21 protein-coding genes are annotated in these 18619 nt (G+C 60.9%); 11 read left to right on the top strand and 10 right to left on the bottom strand.

What is annotated here, in order from left to right; translation table 11 throughout:
- Positions 1-329 precede the first annotated feature (329 nt).
- From AC1DIJ_RS10850 to AC1DIJ_RS10840, 3 genes are read right to left on the bottom strand one after another with little or no spacing between them, the layout of a single operon-like run.
- Complete coding sequence (locus tag AC1DIJ_RS10850) at positions 330-1202, bottom strand: SDR family oxidoreductase (protein ID WP_112385174.1); 873 nt, start codon at positions 1200-1202, stop codon at positions 330-332.
- Positions 1202-2359 carry a tRNA epoxyqueuosine(34) reductase QueG gene (gene queG, locus AC1DIJ_RS10845; protein ID WP_112385175.1) on the bottom strand — a complete coding sequence of 386 codons (1158 nt, stop codon included), beginning with the start codon at positions 2357-2359 and terminating at the stop codon, positions 1202-1204. Before queG ends, AC1DIJ_RS10850 begins: the two co-directional genes overlap by 1 nt.
- A gap of 12 nt (positions 2360-2371) precedes the next feature.
- On the bottom strand, positions 2372-3064 hold the full coding sequence (locus AC1DIJ_RS10840) for a glutathione S-transferase family protein (protein WP_112385176.1): 693 nt from the start codon (positions 3062-3064) through the stop codon (positions 2372-2374).
- Positions 3065-3333: 269 nt separating this feature from the next.
- Between AC1DIJ_RS10840 and AC1DIJ_RS10835 the strand changes: the two genes are divergently transcribed.
- Complete coding sequence (locus AC1DIJ_RS10835; RefSeq protein ID WP_112385177.1) at positions 3334-4131, top strand: undecaprenyl-diphosphate phosphatase; 798 nt, start codon at positions 3334-3336, stop codon at positions 4129-4131.
- Between the two features lie 124 nt (positions 4132-4255).
- On the opposite strand, the gene AC1DIJ_RS10830 is transcribed toward AC1DIJ_RS10835, so the two are convergent.
- The 7 genes from AC1DIJ_RS10830 to dnaN form a co-directional block, all read right to left on the bottom strand.
- Entirely contained in the window at positions 4256-4552 is a 297-nt protein-coding gene (locus AC1DIJ_RS10830) for a hypothetical protein (protein ID WP_148194260.1), read from the bottom strand.
- A 141-nt stretch (positions 4553-4693) separates the two neighbouring features.
- Positions 4694-5674 carry a complex I NDUFA9 subunit family protein gene (locus AC1DIJ_RS10825; RefSeq protein ID WP_112385178.1) on the bottom strand — a complete coding sequence of 327 codons (981 nt, stop codon included), beginning with the start codon at positions 5672-5674 and terminating at the stop codon, positions 4694-4696.
- A gap of 112 nt (positions 5675-5786) precedes the next feature.
- Positions 5787-6074 (bottom strand): DUF1330 domain-containing protein, encoded by a 288-nt coding sequence (locus AC1DIJ_RS10820; protein ID WP_112385179.1) that lies wholly within the window; start codon positions 6072-6074, stop codon positions 5787-5789.
- Positions 6075-6097: 23 nt separating this feature from the next.
- A complete protein-coding gene (gene pyrF, locus AC1DIJ_RS10815; RefSeq protein ID WP_112385180.1) occupies positions 6098-6793 on the bottom strand; it encodes an orotidine-5'-phosphate decarboxylase in 696 nt (231 codons plus the stop codon).
- On the bottom strand, positions 6790-7380 hold the full coding sequence (locus AC1DIJ_RS10810) for a histidine phosphatase family protein (RefSeq protein WP_112385181.1): 591 nt from the start codon (positions 7378-7380) through the stop codon (positions 6790-6792). The genes pyrF and AC1DIJ_RS10810 overlap by 4 nt, the downstream gene beginning before the upstream one ends.
- Positions 7380-7973 (bottom strand): phospholipid N-methyltransferase PmtA, encoded by a 594-nt coding sequence (gene pmtA, locus AC1DIJ_RS10805; protein WP_112385182.1) that lies wholly within the window; start codon positions 7971-7973, stop codon positions 7380-7382. Before pmtA ends, AC1DIJ_RS10810 begins: the two co-directional genes overlap by 1 nt.
- Before the next feature lie 114 nt (positions 7974-8087).
- Positions 8088-9206: a DNA polymerase III subunit beta gene (gene dnaN, locus AC1DIJ_RS10800; protein ID WP_112385183.1), complete on the bottom strand. Its 1119-nt coding sequence runs from the start codon at positions 9204-9206 to the stop codon at positions 8088-8090.
- Between the two features lie 95 nt (positions 9207-9301).
- Between dnaN and AC1DIJ_RS10795 the strand changes: the two genes are divergently transcribed.
- The 10 genes from AC1DIJ_RS10795 to AC1DIJ_RS10750 all read left to right on the top strand — a co-directional run bounded on the left by AC1DIJ_RS10795 (position 9302) and on the right by AC1DIJ_RS10750 (position 18472).
- Entirely contained in the window at positions 9302-9460 is a 159-nt protein-coding gene (locus AC1DIJ_RS10795; RefSeq protein WP_162698717.1) for a hypothetical protein, read from the top strand.
- Positions 9453-10370, top strand: a complete 918-nt coding sequence (gene rsmI / locus AC1DIJ_RS10790) for a 16S rRNA (cytidine(1402)-2'-O)-methyltransferase (RefSeq protein ID WP_112385184.1) — start codon at positions 9453-9455, stop codon at positions 10368-10370. The genes AC1DIJ_RS10795 and rsmI overlap by 8 nt, the downstream gene beginning before the upstream one ends.
- On the top strand, positions 10360-10728 hold the full coding sequence (locus AC1DIJ_RS10785) for a YraN family protein (protein ID WP_112385185.1): 369 nt from the start codon (positions 10360-10362) through the stop codon (positions 10726-10728). Before rsmI ends, AC1DIJ_RS10785 begins: the two co-directional genes overlap by 11 nt.
- Positions 10729-10853: 125 nt before the next feature.
- On the top strand, positions 10854-12179 hold the full coding sequence (ugpB, locus tag AC1DIJ_RS10780) for a sn-glycerol-3-phosphate ABC transporter substrate-binding protein UgpB (RefSeq protein ID WP_112385186.1): 1326 nt from the start codon (positions 10854-10856) through the stop codon (positions 12177-12179).
- A 63-nt stretch (positions 12180-12242) separates the two neighbouring features.
- A complete protein-coding gene (gene ugpA / locus AC1DIJ_RS10775) occupies positions 12243-13127 on the top strand; it encodes a sn-glycerol-3-phosphate ABC transporter permease UgpA (protein ID WP_112385187.1) in 885 nt (294 codons plus the stop codon).
- A 10-nt stretch (positions 13128-13137) separates the two neighbouring features.
- Positions 13138-13986 (top strand): sn-glycerol-3-phosphate ABC transporter permease UgpE, encoded by an 849-nt coding sequence (gene ugpE / locus AC1DIJ_RS10770; RefSeq protein ID WP_112385188.1) that lies wholly within the window; start codon positions 13138-13140, stop codon positions 13984-13986.
- Positions 13987-13988: 2 nt separating this feature from the next.
- Positions 13989-15092 carry a sn-glycerol-3-phosphate ABC transporter ATP-binding protein UgpC gene (locus AC1DIJ_RS10765; protein ID WP_112385189.1) on the top strand — a complete coding sequence of 368 codons (1104 nt, stop codon included), beginning with the start codon at positions 13989-13991 and terminating at the stop codon, positions 15090-15092.
- A gap of 100 nt (positions 15093-15192) precedes the next feature.
- Positions 15193-15696: a cupin domain-containing protein gene (locus tag AC1DIJ_RS10760; protein ID WP_112385190.1), complete on the top strand. Its 504-nt coding sequence runs from the start codon at positions 15193-15195 to the stop codon at positions 15694-15696.
- A 96-nt stretch (positions 15697-15792) separates the two neighbouring features.
- On the top strand, positions 15793-16740 hold the full coding sequence (gshB, locus tag AC1DIJ_RS10755) for a glutathione synthase (protein WP_112385191.1): 948 nt from the start codon (positions 15793-15795) through the stop codon (positions 16738-16740).
- A gap of 178 nt (positions 16741-16918) precedes the next feature.
- Complete coding sequence (locus AC1DIJ_RS10750) at positions 16919-18472, top strand: YifB family Mg chelatase-like AAA ATPase (RefSeq protein ID WP_112385192.1); 1554 nt, start codon at positions 16919-16921, stop codon at positions 18470-18472.
- Positions 18473-18619 lie beyond the last annotated feature (147 nt).

Below are 18619 nucleotides of genomic sequence, written 5' to 3'. Positions count from 1 at the left end.
CGAAAAAGTGCCACACGAGATCACGGAATGTTACAGTCTGTAATATTCGTGATTCCCGGCGGATTAAGGTCAATAAAGTCTTGCTGCGGCATTCATGGAAAAAAGACAATAGAATCAGGTAAAATTAGAACAATTTTTCCGAGGGCTGAGTCCGCTCACGGAATGTTACGGTGATCACAAAAATAATTTTGCTAGACCGCCATATTTGTTGCCGTATTTGCGCAAATTTAGAGGCCGTTAACCATAAATGGGCGCGAAATTTTGATTGCTAAAATTCGGAAGTAGGAATTTTCTGCTCTTTGAGGGGTTAGATCGCTAGCTCGGAAGTGTTAGATTTTCCATCGCCCGTCCTGCCACATCTGGGCAAGCGACATGGGATAGTTCGGGAAGGCGAAAGCAAAACCGGCAGCCTTAAGCTTGGCATTCGAGACCCGCTTGTTCTCCCCGTAGAAGGAGCGGGCCATCGGCGTCAGTTCGGCGGTCTCGAAGGCCTGTTCGGCAGGCGGCTCGGCGCCCATCAGCCGGGCTGCCTCGACGATCACATCCTGCGGCGGGCCTGGTAGATCGTCGGTGACATTATAGATGCCACCCAGTTTTCTCTGCGAAAGAAGCAGGGCCGAACCGCCGATATCCTCGACACGGATCCGGTTGAAGACCTGATCCTTCTTGATCAGCCGCCGCGCCGTGCCGCGCTCGAGATTGACGAAAGCATTGCGCCCCGGCCCGTAGATGCCGGAGAGGCGGAGGATGGCAGCCGGTACATTCAGTGCTGTGCCGAGGTCGCTCCAGGCCTGCTCCGCCTCCAACCGCTCCTTGGAACGGCCCGACACCGGCACGCAGACGGTCTCCTCATCGACCCAAGCACCCTTGTGATCGCCATAGACGCCGACCGTCGAAAGATAACCGATCCATTGCAGCTGCGGCATTAGTGTCCGGAGGGATGATCCGGCAATATTGACGAGGGGATCGCCGCTTTCGCGTGGCGCGATCGATTGCACGAGATGCGTTGCCCCATGCATCGCCGCCATCAGCTCCGGGCCCAAGCTCTCGCCGTCGAAGATATGGCCGTCGATCCCAGCGGCGCGCAGCTGATCCAGCTTGTCGCAGCTGCGGGTCGTGCCGCCGACGCTGGCACCCGCTGCGGCAAATGCCTTGGCAATCGCCATCCCCGAAAAGCCACATCCGAAGATCATCAGCTTCATCACAATACTCCCGCCAGCCGCCACTCGTTCAGGACGTCGCCATCCTCTTCGACTTGCCTTTCTGCCGCAAACGACTGGAATTCGCCAGCGTCCATCAACCGCGAAAGGGCCCACACCGCCATTCCGCGCACATCAGGCGAGGGATCGCGGCTGAGGCTGCAGCAGAGATCGATCAATTGCCGCTGGCCGGAATTACCGGCGGCGATCAGGACGTTGCGGATAAAGCGGTTGCGGCCGATCCGCTTGACGGGCGAGCCGCTGAAGAACGTCCGGAAGCTGGCATCGTCGAGCGTCAGCAGGAAGGCGATCTCCGGCTCTTTCAGGTCTTCGCGGGCCTGCAACTTCATCTCGGAGGCAGACGCCGCAAACTTGTTCCAGGGACAGGCGGCGAGACAGTCGTCGCAGCCATAGATGCGGTTGCCGATCAGCGGCCGGAATTCAGCAGCGATCGGCCCCTTGTGCTCGATCGTCAGGTAGGAGATGCAGCGCCGCGCGTCGATCTGGTAGGGGGCGGGAAAGGCATTGGTCGGACAGGCGTCGAGACAGGCGCGGCAGGAGCCGCAATGATCACTCTCCGCCGCGTCGATATCGAGGTCGGCAGTGGTAAACATCGAGCCGAGAAACAGCCAGGATCCATGCGCCCGGCTGACGAGGTTCGTGTGCTTTCCCTGCCAGCCAAGCCCGGCAGCGGCGGCCAGCGGCTTCTCCATCACCGGAGCCGTATCGACGAAGACCTTCACATCCGCACCCGCCCGTGCGGCAAAGCGCGTGGCGATCTCCTTCAGGCGCCCCTTGATGACATCGTGATAATCGCGATTGCGGGCGTAGACCGAGATTGCCGCCTTATCGGGCTTCTCGAGAATGCCGCGCGGATCCTCTTCCGGCCCGTAATTTAGTCCGAAGACCACGACGGACCGGACATCGCTCCAGAGCGTGCGGGGATCGCCACGCCGCTCCTGCGTCTCGGCCATCCATTCCATCGTTCCGTGCCGTCCGGCATCAATGAATTCACCGAGCCGTGCCTTGGCTTCAGGAATGGAGTCCGGCCGGGTCACGCGACAGAGCTCGAAGCCGAGGCTTGCTGCCTCAGCGCGCACGAAAGCGGTCAGGCTCTCGCGCTTCTTTCGCTCTTTATCCTGCTCTGATCGTGCGGGCATCAAGAGCCCCCGTCAGAAATCCAGGTCGGCGTAATGGGAAACCGGCGTCAGGCCGCGAACCCGCTCGTTGAGCATCGGGCGGAAGGACGGCCGCGACTTGATGCGCTGGTACCAGTCCTTCACGACAGGAGTTTCGGCCCAGTCGATCTCGCCGAGATAATCGAGGATCGAAATCGATGCCGCAGCGGCCAGATCCGCATAGCTCATGCGCTCGCCCGCCAGCCACTGGCGCGAGCCGGCAAGCCAGGTCACATATTTCAGATGCTGGCGGATGTTGCTGCGCGCGGTGCGCAACATCTTGGAGTCAGGCGCGCCCCCGCCTTGCTCCGCAGTCATCTGCAGCTTGTAGACCCGCTCGCGCGCCAGCGGGCGCGTCACGTCGGTTTCCATCTTCAGCATGAACCATTCGACGAGGCGGCGGATTTCGGCTCGCTGAAACGGGTCTTCCGCCAGAAGCCTGCGGTCCCGCTTGAGGACGCCGTGCGTTTCGTCGAGATATTCGGAGATGACCATGGCGCCGCAGAGTGCGCGCATGCTGTCGTCGACATAGACCGGCAGCGTCCCGGCGGGGTTCAGCGCCAGGAAATCACGGCGCTTGTCCCAGGTCTGCTCTTCCACGAGATCGACCTGATAGCCGTATTCTGCAAGCACCAGCCGGATAAACCGGGAGGCGGTCGACATGGGGTGATGATAAAGTACTGGCATTATGGGTTTTCGGTCCGCCCGCGTTTCGGCGACATTGTGTCCTTCTCAAACTCCTAACAATTAGAGTTTAAGAAAGATATAGGATTGGATGGCGGCTTCAACTGCGAAGCAGGGTTACAGCCGCTTCTAAGTGCGGCCAATGATGGGTTTTTCATGATCTCCCGAAAGATCCGGCCTTTTTCCGCCATCCTGATGACCAATGAGTTGCCCGCCGCCGGCGCTTGCCCGGTCCTGATTCGGCGGCCAGGAATTTTAACCGGAGACCATAGATGGATTATATAAACGCGATCATCCTGGGTGTCATCGAGGGGATAACGGAGTTCCTGCCGATCTCCAGTACCGGCCACCTGATCATTGCAGAGCAGTGGCTCGGCGCCCGGTCCGACACGTTTAATATCGTCATTCAGGCTGGCGCCATTCTGGCCGTCACCATCATTTATTGGCGCCGCCTCGTGGATCTGGTTGTCGGCTGGCGGGAACCCAAGAACCGCCGCTACGCCTCCAGGCTTATCGTCGCCTTCCTGATCACCGCCGTGCTCGGCCTGATCGTCAAGAAGCTCGGCTTCGAGCTGCCGGAACATGCCACGCCAATCGCCTGGGCGCTGATTATCGGCGGCTTCTGGATGATCTTTGCCGAATGGGCCGCCGCCAAGAAGCCGCCCTACAAGGACATCACCTGGATGGTTGCCATCCTGGTCGGTATTGCTCAGGTCGTCGCCGGAATTTTCCCGGGCACCTCGCGCTCCGGCGCAACGATCTTCGTCGCCATGCTGGCCGGAACGGCCAATCGCGCCGCGGCAACGGAATTCGCCTTCCTCGTCGGCATTCCGACCATGTACGCGGCCAGTGCCTATCAGCTGTTCAAAACCGTGAAGGATGGCGGCGCGGCGAACGAAGACTGGACAGCGCTCGGCATTGCCTTCGTGGTGTCAACCATCGTTGCCTTCATCGCCGTCAAATGGCTGCTCTCCTATATCCAGAGCAACCGCTTCACCGTCTTTGCGATCTACCGCATCATTCTCGGCGCCGTGCTGCTCGGCATGGCCTATGCCGGCATCATTGCCTGAGCCTCAACGAAAAACAGCCCCTTGCCGGCAGGCAGGGGGCTGAAACCAATTCAGACAATTTTGAAAATCGTTACTTTCCGCCAAGCGGGCTGTTCAACTCAGCCGCGCGCGGAAAAGCTCCCACTTATTGGGGAATGCTTGCCGTCGAGCAGGGGTCGACACCGTAAGCCGGCGCACAGCCATCCTTCACAGCCGCGACCGAGCCGGGCGCGATGAAGGAGCCGGCCAGGATAACCAGTGCCGCACACGCAAAGAGAAGCGCGATTGACTTGCCCATCGGTATAAAGCCTTTCAAATCGATTGAACGCGCCTGCCAAGCCTCGTGAGCCGCTAGTTGCGCGCCGGGTGTGTAGTCAGTGGAATGGCAAATAGCAATAAATGTTCCTGCTAAATGTGACGTTAATTTCACTAATTTTTTCATGCGGCTTTTATGCAACGCCAATCCTGTTCGCAGGCCACAAAAACACGCGAAACTTGCGCCAGATTTGAGCTTTCACCCAAAACAGAAACGCCGCCTGTGGAAATCCGCAGGCGGCGTTTCAGTTAATTCTAATGGGACGAATCAGGCGGCCTTGCCGGTGCCCGTGTACTGTCCATGCGGACGGTAATGCACCAGATAGGACGGCAGAACCGAGGTCGCCATCGTCGGCGTAACGCCGAGTCCCTTCAGCGTGCGCTCTTCCTTCTCCGCTTTCGGCGAAACCACATTGTCATACTTCAGCAGGCGAACCTGATCGGGCGTGATCGGCGGTGAAACGAACGGGATCAGCGATGCGATGCTGCCGATCAGCGAGGCGATACCTGCCGGCATCGATACCAGCGGATTCTTGCGCGCCGTCACCTTCAGCATGGTCTCGAGACATTCACGGAAGCTGAGGACTTCAGGACCGCCGAGTTCGTAGATCTTGCCAGGGAGAGCCTTGCCGTCGGCAGCGCGAGCGACGGCTTCGGCAACGTCCTCGACGTAGACAGGCTGCAGCTTGGTCTTGCCGCCGCTGATGACAGGCAGAACCGGCGAAAAACGGGCCATATCAGCAAATTTGTTGAAGAAGCTGTCCTCGGGTCCGAAAACGATCGACGGGCGGAAGATCACCGCGTCCTTCTTGATCGACAGCACCGCCGTCTCGGCGCGGCCCTTGCTGCGGGCATAGCTCGATTCCGACTTCTCATCGGCGCCGATCGCCGAAATGTGGATCAAACGAGCCTTGGCATTCTTCGCTGCTTCGGCAACGGCGCGCGCACCGAAATCCTGCACCGCGTCAAAGGTGTTGCGGCCGGTCTCGAAAAGAATGCCGACGCAGTTGATCACACAGTCGGAGCCTTCGACGGCGCGCTCGACCGACTGGCGGTAGCGCAGATTGGCCTGCACGAAGGAGATCTGGCCGACATTGCCGAGCGGCTGCAGGAAGCCTGCGAGATCCGGGCGGCGCACCGCGACCCGGATGCGGTATCCACGCTTGGCAAGCGCGCGAACCACGTGCCTGCCGACGAAGCCGGAGCCTCCGAACACGGTGACGAGCGGCGGCAGGTTGGCAAGTGTCATGGCAGGTTCCTCGAAAGGCTTGGGAGAGAGTGGTTGTTGGTTCCCGTATTAGCCCAATCCAGACGCGACGGAAAGGCCCATCGCGCCGCAGTTTCGCATCTGCGAAGGTGCCTCAGGCTCCTTCAACGACCACCATTTCGGCATCCGCGACTTCCTGGCGGATCTTGGCGGCGATCTGGTATTCTGGCGAGTTGTAGCAATCGACGGCTGCTTGCATCGACGGGAACTCGATAACCACGTTGCGCGCCCGCGCCTTGCCCTCGAGCTCGGTGATCGCACCGCCGCGGGCGAGGAAGTTGGCGCCGTATTTCTCGAAGGCGGGCTTTGCCGCCGCGACATAATCCTTATAGCGCTCTGCGTCGCGAACATCGACGCGCGCGATCCAGTAACCCTTAGCCATGATCTTCCTCTCCCTCTCTTTGCTTAACGGAGCGCTGCGTCCATCTCGGCCAGGATCGCGCGGGCGGCGTCCTTCGGATCCGGCGCCTTGACGATCGGGCGGGCGACGACAAGGTGGCTGGAGCCGGCCTTCAGAGCGTCGGCGGGCGTCATCACGCGCTTCTGGTCGCCCTTGTCACTGCCGGCCGGGCGGATGCCCGGGGTAACGATGGCCATGTTGGGGCCAACGATCTTGCGGACGGCCGATGATTCCTCGGCTGAGCAGACGATGCCGCCCATCCCGGCGGCGAGCGCCTGTTCGGCGCGCCGCAGCACCAAGGTGTGCGGATCGTATTCGTAGCCCGCCGCGGTCAGATCCTGCTCGTCCATCGAGGTCAGCACCGTAACGCCGAGCAGGCAGAGATCGGATCCCTTCGCGGCTTCGACAGCCGCCCTCATCGCCTTCGGATAGGCGTGCAGCGTCAGCATCGACATGCCCATCTTGACGATGTTCTCGACACCCGATGCGATCGTGTTGTCGATGTCGAGGAGCTTCATGTCGAGGAAGATCTTCTTGCCGCTCTGGGCAAGCTCGCGGGCGAATTCCAGTCCGCCGGCAAAGACCAGCTGGTAGCCGATCTTGTAGAAGAGGACGTTGTCGCCAAGCGTCGAAACGATCTTTTCCGCTTCGCCCAGTGTCGGAACATCGAGCCCGACGATCAAGCGTTCGCTTGCGTTCATCTCATCCACCCCTGCCAGCTTTCAATGGGCGTCCAGTCGCATGATAAGCGCCGGTCTGCAAGGGAGAAAGCGTAGAGATTGCCGCCTCCGCCGGGCTGGTCGCGGTCGCGCCCAATCGGCTTTGCTTCCAGGTGGCATTTCAGCAGGGTTCCGACGCCGCCATGCCCGATGAAGGCGATCGGCTCGTCCTTATTGTGCGATGACAGGATGCGATCGATGGAAGAAACGATGCGGGCTTGCGCGTCGGTAGCGCGCTCCCAGCCCTTGAAGCTGAGGTCCGGATTGGCAAAGAACCAGTCGGCGGCTTTTTCGAATTCCGCTGGCGGCAGAAATCCGGTCGCCGACCGGTCGTTCTCATGCATGCCATAGATGATCTCAACACCGATCCCGGCGGCTTCGGCCAGAATCTCTGCTGTTTCGATCGCCTTGGTCTCGTCGCTGGAGACGATCCGCCGCAGCTGCGTGGCCCACGGGCGTTCGGCGGCTAGTCCGGCGCGGGCAGCACCTGTTTCCGACAGACCCCATTGCGGAACGGGGACATCGGGATCGATCCTGACCTGTGGGTGAGTGATATAGAGCGCGAACATCAGCCGCGGCGGTAGATCCAGAGCTGAGCCGGGGGGATGTTGCGGACGATGAAGTCGAAATGCTGGATGTGATAGCGATCAGGCCGCGCGATGATCGGCGAGACAGCACCATAGGAGATCTGGACGACGGGCCGGCCAGCCGGAACGCGGTCGAGAAGACTTTCCAGCAATGCGCTGCGGGCCTGCATCGGAAAGTTCAGCAATGGCACGGCGGACACCACGGAATCGAATATCTGTCCCTTCAGTGCGCCGAGCGTCTTGTCGAGATCGAAAGCGTCGCCGTTGATGAAGTGGACGCCCGGATAGAGGCGAACGAGGTGCTCGTAGAAATCCGTCGAATATTCGATTGCGACAAGCTTTTCGGGTTTAACGCCGCGGCTGAGGATCGCCTTGGTGATCGCGCCCGTACCGGGTCCAAGCTCAAGCACCGGCAGCCCGGAATTGAGGTTGATGACGCTTGCCATCTTCCTGGCGGTAATCGAGGAGGTGGGAACGATGGAGCCGACAGTCTTCGGCCCCTGCATCATTCCCTTGAAGAAACGGATTTCCTCATCGAACTTTTTGCCGAGCCGTTCTTTCAGCCGCAACGCCATGCCGTCCTCCTCGTCAAGCAACAAACCGCTGGCTATCTAATTGCAATCATCCGGCAGTAAAACAAGACCAAACGTCGCAATCTGAAAACTTTGCCCGCCAAATGCGACGCGCGTTTACACGCGCATCGGCATCAGAACGTAGAGAGCATCATCGCCAGCCGTGTCGCGAATGAGCGTCGGCGAACCGGCATCGGCAAGCAGGAAGATCGCCTGATCGCCGGAAAGCTGCGCCGTAATGTCGAGCAGGTATTTGGCGTTAAAGCCGATCTCCATCGAGTCGGTGTCGTAGCCGACGGCGACTTCTTCCGTTGCGCTGCCGGAATCCGGATTGTTGACCGTCAGCAGCAGCTGTCCGTCGGAAAGCGCCAGCTTCACGGCGCGGCCACGCTCGGACGAAATCGTCGAGACGCGGTCGACGGCCTGGGCGAAGGTGGTGCAATCGACGCGCATTTCCTTGTCGTTGCCGGTCGGAATGACGCGCTGGTAATCCGGGAATGTACCATCGATCAGCTTCGATGTCATGACGATCGAGCCGATGCTGAGGCGGATCTTGGCGTCGGAAACTTCAACAGTAACAAGTGCATCCGGGCTATCGACCAGCTTCTGCAACTCGCCGACGGTCTTGCGCGGAATGATGATGCCGGGCATGCCCTCGGAACCCGAAGGCGCCTTCACGTCGGCGCGGGCGAGACGGTGGCCGTCGGTCGCAACGGCGCGCAGCTTCAGGTCGCCTTCGCTTTCGATCGTGTGGAAGAAGATGCCGTTCAGGTAATAGCGGGTCTCTTCGGTGGAGATCGCAAACTGGGTGCGATCGATCAGCATCTTGAGATCCGTTGCCTTCAGCTTGAAGGAATGGGTGAAGGTGCCGGCGGTCAGATCCGGGAAGTCGGATTGCGGCAGGCACTGCAGCGAGAACTTCGAGCGGCCGGATTGCACCGTCATCGAGCCGCCATCGGTCGATGTCGCAAGCAGAACTTCCGAACCATCGGGCAGCTTGCGGACGATGTCGTAAAGAAGATGGGCAGGAACAGTGGTCGCACCGGCCTGTTCGACATTGGCGGGCGTCGCTTCGGTGACTTCGAGATCGAGGTCGGTCGCCTTCATGTCGAGGTTCTGGCCGTCGGCGCGCAGCAGGATGTTGGACAGGATCGGGATCGTGTTCCGTCGTTCGACGACGCGGTGAACGTGGTTCAGCGACTTCAGGAGGTTGGAACGCTCAATCGTAATACGCATGGGATGCTACCGCTTTCGACCGTGACTGTCCGGGCGCGCGAGCGCGCCAGAAAAATGCCTTTCCGGCTCCATGGCCGGAGGAGTGGACGGGCAAAATGGCAGAACTTTGCCGGGCATTGCAAGGGGTGCAAGGCTTTGCAGGCCTGCAAAGGCGCATTTACCCAATGATCCTCACAGAAATCCGAACCCTTGCCGCGAACGAAGCCTGCGCGCATAAAGAGCCGACGCCAGAGAGGGCCTTTGAAATTGAGTAATGAAGAGACGGCGGGCGAGGGCGGCAAGCTTCGCACCTACCGCCTGCACAATGTCAGCATACCCGCCCGCCCGCTCGAAGCGGCGCTGTATCTGGTCGCAACGCCGATCGGCAATCTCGGTGACATCACGCTTCGCGCGCTGGAAACGCTGGCGGGAGCCGATGTGCTCGCCTGCGAGGACACGCGCGTGACGCGCGTGCTTCTCGACCGCTACGGCATCCAGAACCGGCCCTTTTCCTATCACGAATACAATGCAGACGAGGCCGGTCCGCGTCTGATGCAGGCGATCGAGGCCGGAAAATCGGTCGCGCTGGTCTCGGATGCCGGAACGCCACTGGTTTCCGATCCGGGCTACCGTCTGGCGCAGACAGCCATCGAGACCGGTTACAAGGTTGTTCCTATCCCGGGTGCTTCGGCGCCTCTCGCGGCCCTCGTCGGTTCCGGTCTGCCTAACGAAGCCTTTCTTTTTGCCGGTTTTCTGCCGGTCAAGGACAAGGCGCGCCGCGACCGGTTGGGCGAATTCGCAACCACGCCAGCGACGCTGCTATTCTTCGAATCCCCGCATCGTATCGGCGCGACGCTGGCGGCTGCCGCCGATGTCCTGGGCGGTGAGCGCCTTGCCTCGGTTTGTCGCGAGCTGACCAAGACCTATGAGGAGTTCCGCCGCGGCACGCTCGCGGAACTTGCTGCCCACTACGCCGAGAACGACAATGTGAAGGGCGAGATCGTTCTCGTGGTCGCACCGGCCGCCGAGAAGCCGGCAGATGCGGCCGATGTCGATGCGATCCTCGCCGATCTCTCGGGCACGATGCCGACAGCCAAGGCGGCAGCCGAGGCCGCAAAGCTGACGGGCCTGCCCCGCAAGGAGCTTTATCAGCGCTTGCTGGAAATGAAGGCTGATGAGCGGTAGCGGCCTTCGCGCGGACAGGCAGAAGGCGCTGCGCCGGGGCCAGTTCTCGGAATATGCGGCCGCACTCTTTCTGATCTTGAAAGGCTATCGCATCGCCGCCTTCCGCTATCGCACCAAGTTGGGCGAGATCGATATCATCGCCCGAAAGGGCGATCTCGCCATTTTCGTCGAGGTCAAAGCCCGGCGGGATGAGCGTGGCGCGGTGGACGCTGTTTCTTATGCGGCTCAGAAACGCATCCGTGATGCCAGCGACCTCTGGCTTGCCCGCCAGCCGGCCAATCACCTTCTATCGCAGCGTTACGACATCGTGGCCGTGTTGCCCGGCCGCTTGCCCCGGCATTTCCCAAATGCCTTCTAGCGCCATTGCATAGGCGTGCAGGCAGTCACGCTTTGTAATTTTTCTGTCATGCAAATGTAAAGGAGGCGTCACGTAAGGCCTCTATTGGCTTCCTCACCCCAACAATTGGTGGAGAGGATTTATCCATGTTCAAGACGTTTTCTCTGGCCGCTGCCGCGGTCGTATTGTCTTCGTCGGCATCGTTCGCCGCAACCGAGATCACCTGGTGGCACGCCATGGGTGGCGAACTCGGCCAGAAGCTCGAGCAGATCGTTCAGAAGTTCAACGACAGCCAGACCGAATATCACGTGACCCCGGTTTTCAAGGGCACCTATCCCGAGACCCTGACTGCCGCTATCGCCGCTTTCCGCGCAGGTCAGCAGCCGGCTATCGTTCAGGTCTTCGAAGTCGGCACCGGCACGATGATGGCCGCCAAGGGCGCCGTCTATCCGGTTTACAAGCTGATGGCTGACGAGGGCGAGCCTTGGGACCCGTCGAAGTTCATCGCGCCGGTCGTCGGCTACTACTCCGATCCGGAAGGGAATATCCTGTCCTTCCCGTTCAACTCCTCGACGCCGATCCTCTATTACAACAAGGACGTCTTCAAGAAGGCTGGCCTCGATCCGGAAGTCGCCCCAAAGACCTATGCTGAACTGGCTGAATTCTCGAAGAAGATCGTCGACTCCGGCGCTGCCAAGTGCGGCTTCACCATCACCTATGCTGCGACCTGGCTCGGCCTCGAAAACTTCTCGGCCATCCACGACCTGCCCTACGGCACGCTGCAGAACGGCTTTGGCGGCACCAAGGCTGAGCTGAGCTTCAATGGCCCGAACCAGGCTCGTCTCTGGAGCGATCTGAAGAAGTGGCAGGATGCCGGTTACTTCCAGTACGGTGGTCCGGGCGGCGGCCCCGATGCCGCTCCGAAGTTCTACTCGCAGGAATGCGCCATCTACATGGGCTCCTCGGGCTCGCGCGCTGGCGTGATCAACAACGCCAAGGCCTTCCAGGTCGGCTTCTCGACGCTGCCTTACTATGATGACGTCACCAAGGATCCGAAGAACTCGATCATCGGTGGCGCAACGCTCTGGACGCTGAACGGCCAGAAGCCTGAAGTCTACAAGGGTGTTGCCAAGTTCTACACCTACCTCAGCCAGCCGGAAGTTCAGGCTGATTGGCACCAGTTCTCGGGCTATCTGCCGATCACCAATGCTGCCTACGATCTCGGCAAGTCGCAGGGTTATTACGACAAGAACCCGGGCTCCGACGTTGGCCTGAAGCAGATCCTGCGCGGCACGCCGTCCGAAAACTCCAAGGGCGTTCGTTTCGGCAACCTGACCCAGATCCGCGACGTCATCGACCAGCAGTTCGAAACCGTGCTGTCGGGCAAGCAGACCGCCCAGCAGGCGCTCGACGAAGCCGTCAAGGAAGGCAATGCCATCCTGCGCGAATTCGAAGCCGCCAACTCGAACTAAGCTTTCGAAGCAGAAGCTGAGCCCTCCCCAGTCCGGGGAGGGCCTTTCCATATCGGGCGAGCCATGCAGACAAAGCGCACAATCTTCTCGAACCGCGTCCTGCCATATTTTCTTCTGGCGCCGCAGCTCGCAGTCACCCTGGTCTTCTTCATCTGGCCGGCCTTTCAGGCCTTCCGGCAGTCCTTCCTGCGCGAAGACCCTTTCGGCATGAAGACCACCTTTGTCTGGTTCGCCAATTACACCAAGCTCTTCGGCAGCGCCGACTATATGAACGCGCTGTGGGTGACGCTGATCTTCTCGGTCTCCGTCACCGTGCTGTCGATGGGCCTGTCGCTGCTCTTTGCCGTCTGCGTCAATCGCGTTCTGAAGAGCGGCCGCATCTATACGACGCTGCTCGTCTGGCCCTATGCCGTGGCGCCAGCGGCCGCCGGCCTGCTCTGGTGGTTCATGTTCAACCCCAGCATCGGCATCCTGCCCTATATCCTTCGCCAGTTCGGCTATGACTGGAACCACCGCCTCGACGGCAATGACGCGATGATCCTCATCGTCATCGCCTCGGCCTGGAAGCAGATTTCCTACAATTTCCTGTTCTTCGTCGCTGGCCTCCAATCCGTCCCGCAGTCGGTGATCGAGGCCGCGTCGATCGATGGCGCAGGACCGTTCAAACGGTTCTGGACGGTGGTCTTCCCGCTGATTTCGCCGACCACCTTCTTCCTGGCAGTCATCAACGTCACCTACGCGCTGTTCGACACCTTCCCGATCGTCGATTCCACGACGTCAGGCGGCCCGTCGCAGTCGACGAATACGCTCGTCTACAAGGTCTATGCCGACGGTTTCGTCGGCCTGAACCTCGGCCCTTCAGCGGCGCAGTCGGTGGTGTTGATGCTGATCGTTGTCGCCCTGACCGTCATCCAGTTCCGCTGGATCGAGAAAAAAGTCCAGTATTGAGGCCCGTGCGATGATCGAGAACCGTCCCTTTCTGAACTTCCTCACGCACTTGATCCTGATTGTCGGCGTCGTCACGGTGGTCTTCCCCGTCTACCTCGCCTTCATCGCCGCCACCCACGGTCCGACCGACTTCATGAGCGGACTCATGCCACTGCTTCCAGGCGATCAGCTGATCACCAATTTCGACCAGCTGCTCAGCGCCGGCAATTCTGTGGCCGGTGCGCCGCCTTTCGCGCTGATGCTGGCAAACAGCCTGCTGATGGCTGTCATGATCGCCGTCGGCAAGATCGCCATCTCGATCATCTCCGCCTTCGCCATCGTCTATTTCCGCTTTCCGCTGCGCATGGTGGCCTTCTGGATCATCTTCCTGACGCTGATGCTGCCGGTCGAGGTCCGCATCCTGCCGACCTACAAGGTGGTCGCCGATCTCGGCATGCTGAATTCCTATCCGGGCCTCGTCATCCCGCTGATCGCCTCGGCGACCGCGACCTTCCTGTTCCGCCAGTTCTTCCTGACCATCCCGGAAGAGCTGATGGAGGCGGCCCGAGTCGATGGCGCAGGCGCCATGAAATTCTTCCGCGATATCTTGCTGCCGCTGTCGCGTACCAATATCGCGGCGCTGTTCATCATCCTCTTCATCTATGGCTGGAACCAGTATCTCTGGCCGATGCTGATCACCACCGATCCCGGCTATTACACGGCGGTCATGGGCATCAAGCGTCTGGCTTCGGTACTGGACGGCGACACCCAATGGAACCTCGTGATGGCAGGCGTCATCCTCGCCGCCCTGCCGCCGGTTCTCATCATCATCGTCATGCAGCGCCTTTTCGTCAAAGGCCTGGTCGAAACGGAGAAATGACAATGGCCTCTATCGATGTAGAAGGCGTCGGCAAGATCTATCAGGGCGGCGTCAAGGCTGTCTCGGGTGTCGGCATCAACATCAGGGACGGCGAGTTCATCGTCCTCGTCGGACCGTCCGGCTGCGGCAAGTCCACCCTGCTGCGCATGATCGCCGGTCTTGAGAGCATTTCCGAGGGACAGGTGAAGATCGGCAACCGCGTCGTCAACAACGTGGAGCCGGCCGATCGCGACATCGCCATGGTGTTTCAGAACTATGCACTTTACCCGCATATGTCGGTCCGCCAGAACCTCGAATATGGCCTGAAGAACCGCAAGACGCCTCGGGCGGAAATCGACGCCCGCGTCGCCGAAGCCGCCCGCATGCTGCAGATCGAGCAATATCTGGAGCGCAAGCCGAAAGCCCTCTCGGGCGGTCAGCGCCAGCGCGTCGCCATGGGCCGCGCCATTGTTCGCAAGCCGGCCGTCTTCCTCTTCGACGAGCCGCTGTCAAACCTCGATGCCAAGCTGCGCGTCTCGATGCGCGGCGAAATCAAGCGTCTGCAGCGCCGCCTCGGCACCACCTCGATCTATGTTACCCACGACCAGCTGGAAGCGATGACGCTGGCGGACCGCCTCGTCGTCCTGAATGGCGGCGAGATCGAACAGATCGGCGCGCCGCTCGACGTCTACCACACCCCGGCCTCCACCTTCGTCGCCAGCTTCATCGGCTCACCGGCCATGAACCTCCTGAAGGCCGAACTGCATGGCGACAAGCTGGCGATCGGCCCGAGCCTGATCGACCTCGCAGGCAACGCTCCGGCCTCCGGTCCCGTTACCATCGGCATGCGCGCCGAGGACCTGCGTCTCGCACGGGCAGACGAATATGCGATGCCGCTCGCCGTCGAATATGTCGAGGAACTGGGCTCGCAGCGCCTCGTCCACGGTATGCTCGGCGATCAGCAGCTGACTGCGGTCGTCTCGCCGGAAACGCCGATCGCCGATGAAATGCGCTTCGTCATCGCTCCCGAAAAGCTTCACTTCTTCGCAGTCGATAGCGGCAAGCGGATCGGTGCCGGCGTTGCGGCCAGCACAAGCGCGCCGGTCGCCGCCGAGCCAGTCCAGTAGGCTTCGTCAGGATCCGTTAAAATTTTAGCGGCTGCTTGAACGCCTCTCTTACGACTTGTCTGTTATTCCGCGAACATTGGGGTAGCAAACGGGGTGTTTCATGGCCTGGAAGCTTATGCTTGCAAGTGCGGTTGCAATGGCTGCGCGCACGGTGCCGTATGCTGTGGCGATGCCGCGCGGCAAATCCTTCATCGCGCATTCGAGCGACCATCTGCCGATGAAGTCGACGCCGATCAACCCTGACTGGGTGGTCAGCGGTGACCCGCAGGCCCGCACCGCCGAGCACTCGCGCGGCCACGACGAAGCTTCGCTGACGGCAATCTGGGATTGCACCGCCGGTGAATTCCGTTGGTTCTTCGGCTGGGACGAGACGGTGATGATCATCGAAGGAGAGGTCCATATCACCGCCGAAGACGGCACCGAGCGCACACTCCGCGCCGGCGACGTCGCCTTCTTTGCCGGCGGCACCTGGGCCAGCTGGCGGGTCGACAATTACGTCCGCAAGGTTGCCTTCCTGCGCAAGCCTTTCCCGAAGCCGGTGGCGCTCGCCTACCGCCTCCGCAACATGCTGCGCAACACCGGACAGCAGGGCCTCGCGGCCTGAAGAAACCTTGATCGCGATATCACGAAGCCATTGATTGGCCGTTGCGTTCGGCCGTCTTGCGACCTACATCTGTCCGGCATTCAGTGAGGGACGGAAATGGCCAAGATCAAGAACGTAGCGGTCCAGATGGACCATGTTTCGGGCATCAACATCGCAGGCGATTCCACCTTCGCCATGAGTCTCGAGGCACAGACCCGGGGCTACAAGCTCTTTCACTACACGCCGGATCGTCTGAGTTTCCGCGATGGCCAGGTCTTTGCCTCGGTCGAGCCTATGATCCTGCGCGACGTCAAGGGCGACCATTTCGAGCTCGGCGTGCCCGAGCGCATCGATCTCTCGACCATGGATGTCGTCCTGCTGCGTCAGGATCCGCCCTTCGACATGGCCTATATCACCTCCACGCATCTGCTTGAGCGCATCCACCCGAAGACGCTCGTCGTCAACGATCCGGCCTGGGTGCGCAACTCGCCGGAAAAGATTTTCGTCACCGAATTCGCCGATCTGATGCCGAAGACGCTGATCACCAAGGATGCCGCTGAAATCCGCCGCTTCCGCGATGAAATGGGCGATATCATCCTCAAGCCGCTCTACGGCAATGGCGGCGCCGGTGTCTTCCATTCGACCAAGGACGACCGCAACCTCTCCTCGCTGCTCGAAATGTTCGGCCAGCTGTTCCGCGAGCCCTTCATCGCTCAGCAATACCTGCCGGACGTGCGCAAGGGCGACAAGCGGATCATCCTTGTCGATGGCGAGCCTGTCGGCGCCATCAACCGCGTTCCGGCCGAGCATGACAGCCGCTCAAACATGCATGTCGGCGGCCGCGCCGAGGCGACCGAGCTGACCGCGCGCGAGAAGGAAATCTGCAAGCGCATCGGCCCGGCTCTGAAGCAGCGCGGGTTCCTGCTCGTCGGCATCGACGTCATCGGTGACTACATGACGGAGATCAACGTTACCTCTCCGACCGGCTTACGCGAAGTCGCCAAGTTCGGCGGCGCCGATATTGCCAGTCTTCTCTGGGATGCCATCGAGCGCAAGCGTCCCTAAAACGGGTGTTTTGTTCTCATTTTGACGGCCCGATACAACCCGCTGCAACCTGAACGCAGCGGTTGCGGGAATCTGTTCGTTTATTGTTCTTGTTTTATTCTGTTTTCCATGCCAGATTGCAATTGACGGCCATGATGGGTCGTAAAACGCGATGTAGTTGGTTGCGGGGGCAGGGGGCATGGTCGCGCGCGTCAGTACGGTTGCATTTCAGGGCATTGAGGGCGTGCCGGTCGAGGTCCAGGTGATGGTCGCTCCGGGCAAGGTCGGCATGCAGATCGTCGGTCTTCCCGACAAGGCCGTAGCGGAAAGCCGCGAGCGGGTTCAGGCGGCCCTTCATGCGTTGGGGCTGGCGCTTCCGGCCAAGCGGGTCACCGTCAATCTGGCACCCGCCGATCTTCCAAAGGAAGGCTCGCATTTCGATCTGCCGATCGCGCTCGGCCTGATGGCGGCGCTCGGCGCCATTCCGGGCGATGCGCTGGCGGATTATGTCGTGCTCGGCGAACTCAATCTGGATGGCACGATTGCTCCCGTTGCCGGTGCGCTTCCGGCGGCGATCGGTGCCAACGGCCTTGGCAAAGGCCTGATCTGCCCGGCCGACAGTGGCCCGGAAGCGGCATGGGCCGGGGCCGGCCTCGATATTCTGGCGCCGAGAAGCCTGATCGCGCTCGCCAATCATTTCCGCGGCACGCAGGTCCTGTCGCGCCCCGAGCCGTCGATCCGCGCCAACGCCGCCAACCTGCCCGATCTTGCCGATATCAAGGGTCAGGAAAGCGCCAAGCGCGCGCTCGAGGTCGCCGCTGCCGGGAATCATAATCTGCTGATGGTTGGGCCTCCCGGTTCGGGAAAATCGATGCTCGCCGCGCGGCTGCCGTCGATCCTGCCGCCGCTTTCGGCTGCCGAGCTACTCGAGGTCTCGATGATTCACTCGATCGCCGGGCAGCTCTCCGGCGGCAAGCTTTCCGATCGCCGTCCATTCCGCACCCCGCACCACTCAGCGACCATGGCCGCCATGGTCGGCGGCGGTCTGCGGGCGAGGCCCGGTGAGGCGTCGCTTGCCCATCACGGCGTCCTCTTTCTCGATGAGTTTCCGGAATTCTCGCCGCAGGCGCTCGATGCATTGCGTCAGCCGCTGGAAACCGGCGAATGCATCATCGCCCGCGCCAATCACCGTGTTTCCTATCCGGCCAGTATCCAGCTTGTCGCCGCCATGAACCCCTGCCGTTGCGGCATGGCTGGAGAGCCCGGCCACAGCTGCGCCCGCGGGCCGCGCTGCCAGTCCGACTATCAGGGGCGGATCTCCGGCCCGCTGATGGATCGCATTGATATCCGCATCGACGTGCCTGCCGTCTCCGCCACCGACCTCATCCGGCCGATGCCGGCTGAGGCGAGCGGCACGGTGGCGGCCCGCGTTGCGCGGGCGCGAGACTTGCAGGCCGACAGGTTCATCGCTGCAGGTCTCGGCGGCATCGTCACCAACGCGCGCTGCTCGACGGCGCTCATCGAGAAATACGCCGAGCCGGATGCCGGCGGCTTGCAGCTGTTGCGGGATGCGGCCGAGAAGATGCGCTTCTCCGCCCGCGGCTATCATCGCGTTCTGAAAGTCGCGCGCACGCTGGCCGATCTCGATGGAAAGACAACGGTTGGCCGTATCCATCTGGCTGAAGCGATCTCCTATAGGATCGCAGGCGAGCGGCTGACGGCTGCAGCACGAAGGGAAGCGAATAGTGAGTAGCGAATAGAAAAAGAAAAGCTTGCTTGAGCACTTAGGGCCGAGCAAGCTTCGCTATTCGCTATTCGCTATTCGCTATTCGCTATTCGCTATTCGCTATTCGCTATTCGCTATTCGCTATTCGCTATTCGCTATTCGCTATTCGCTATT

Source organism: Rhizobium sp. 10N427, from assembly GCF_056394605.1.
Note: the sequence above shows the minus strand (reverse complement) of the source record. Positions and strands in the feature narration are given on the sequence as shown.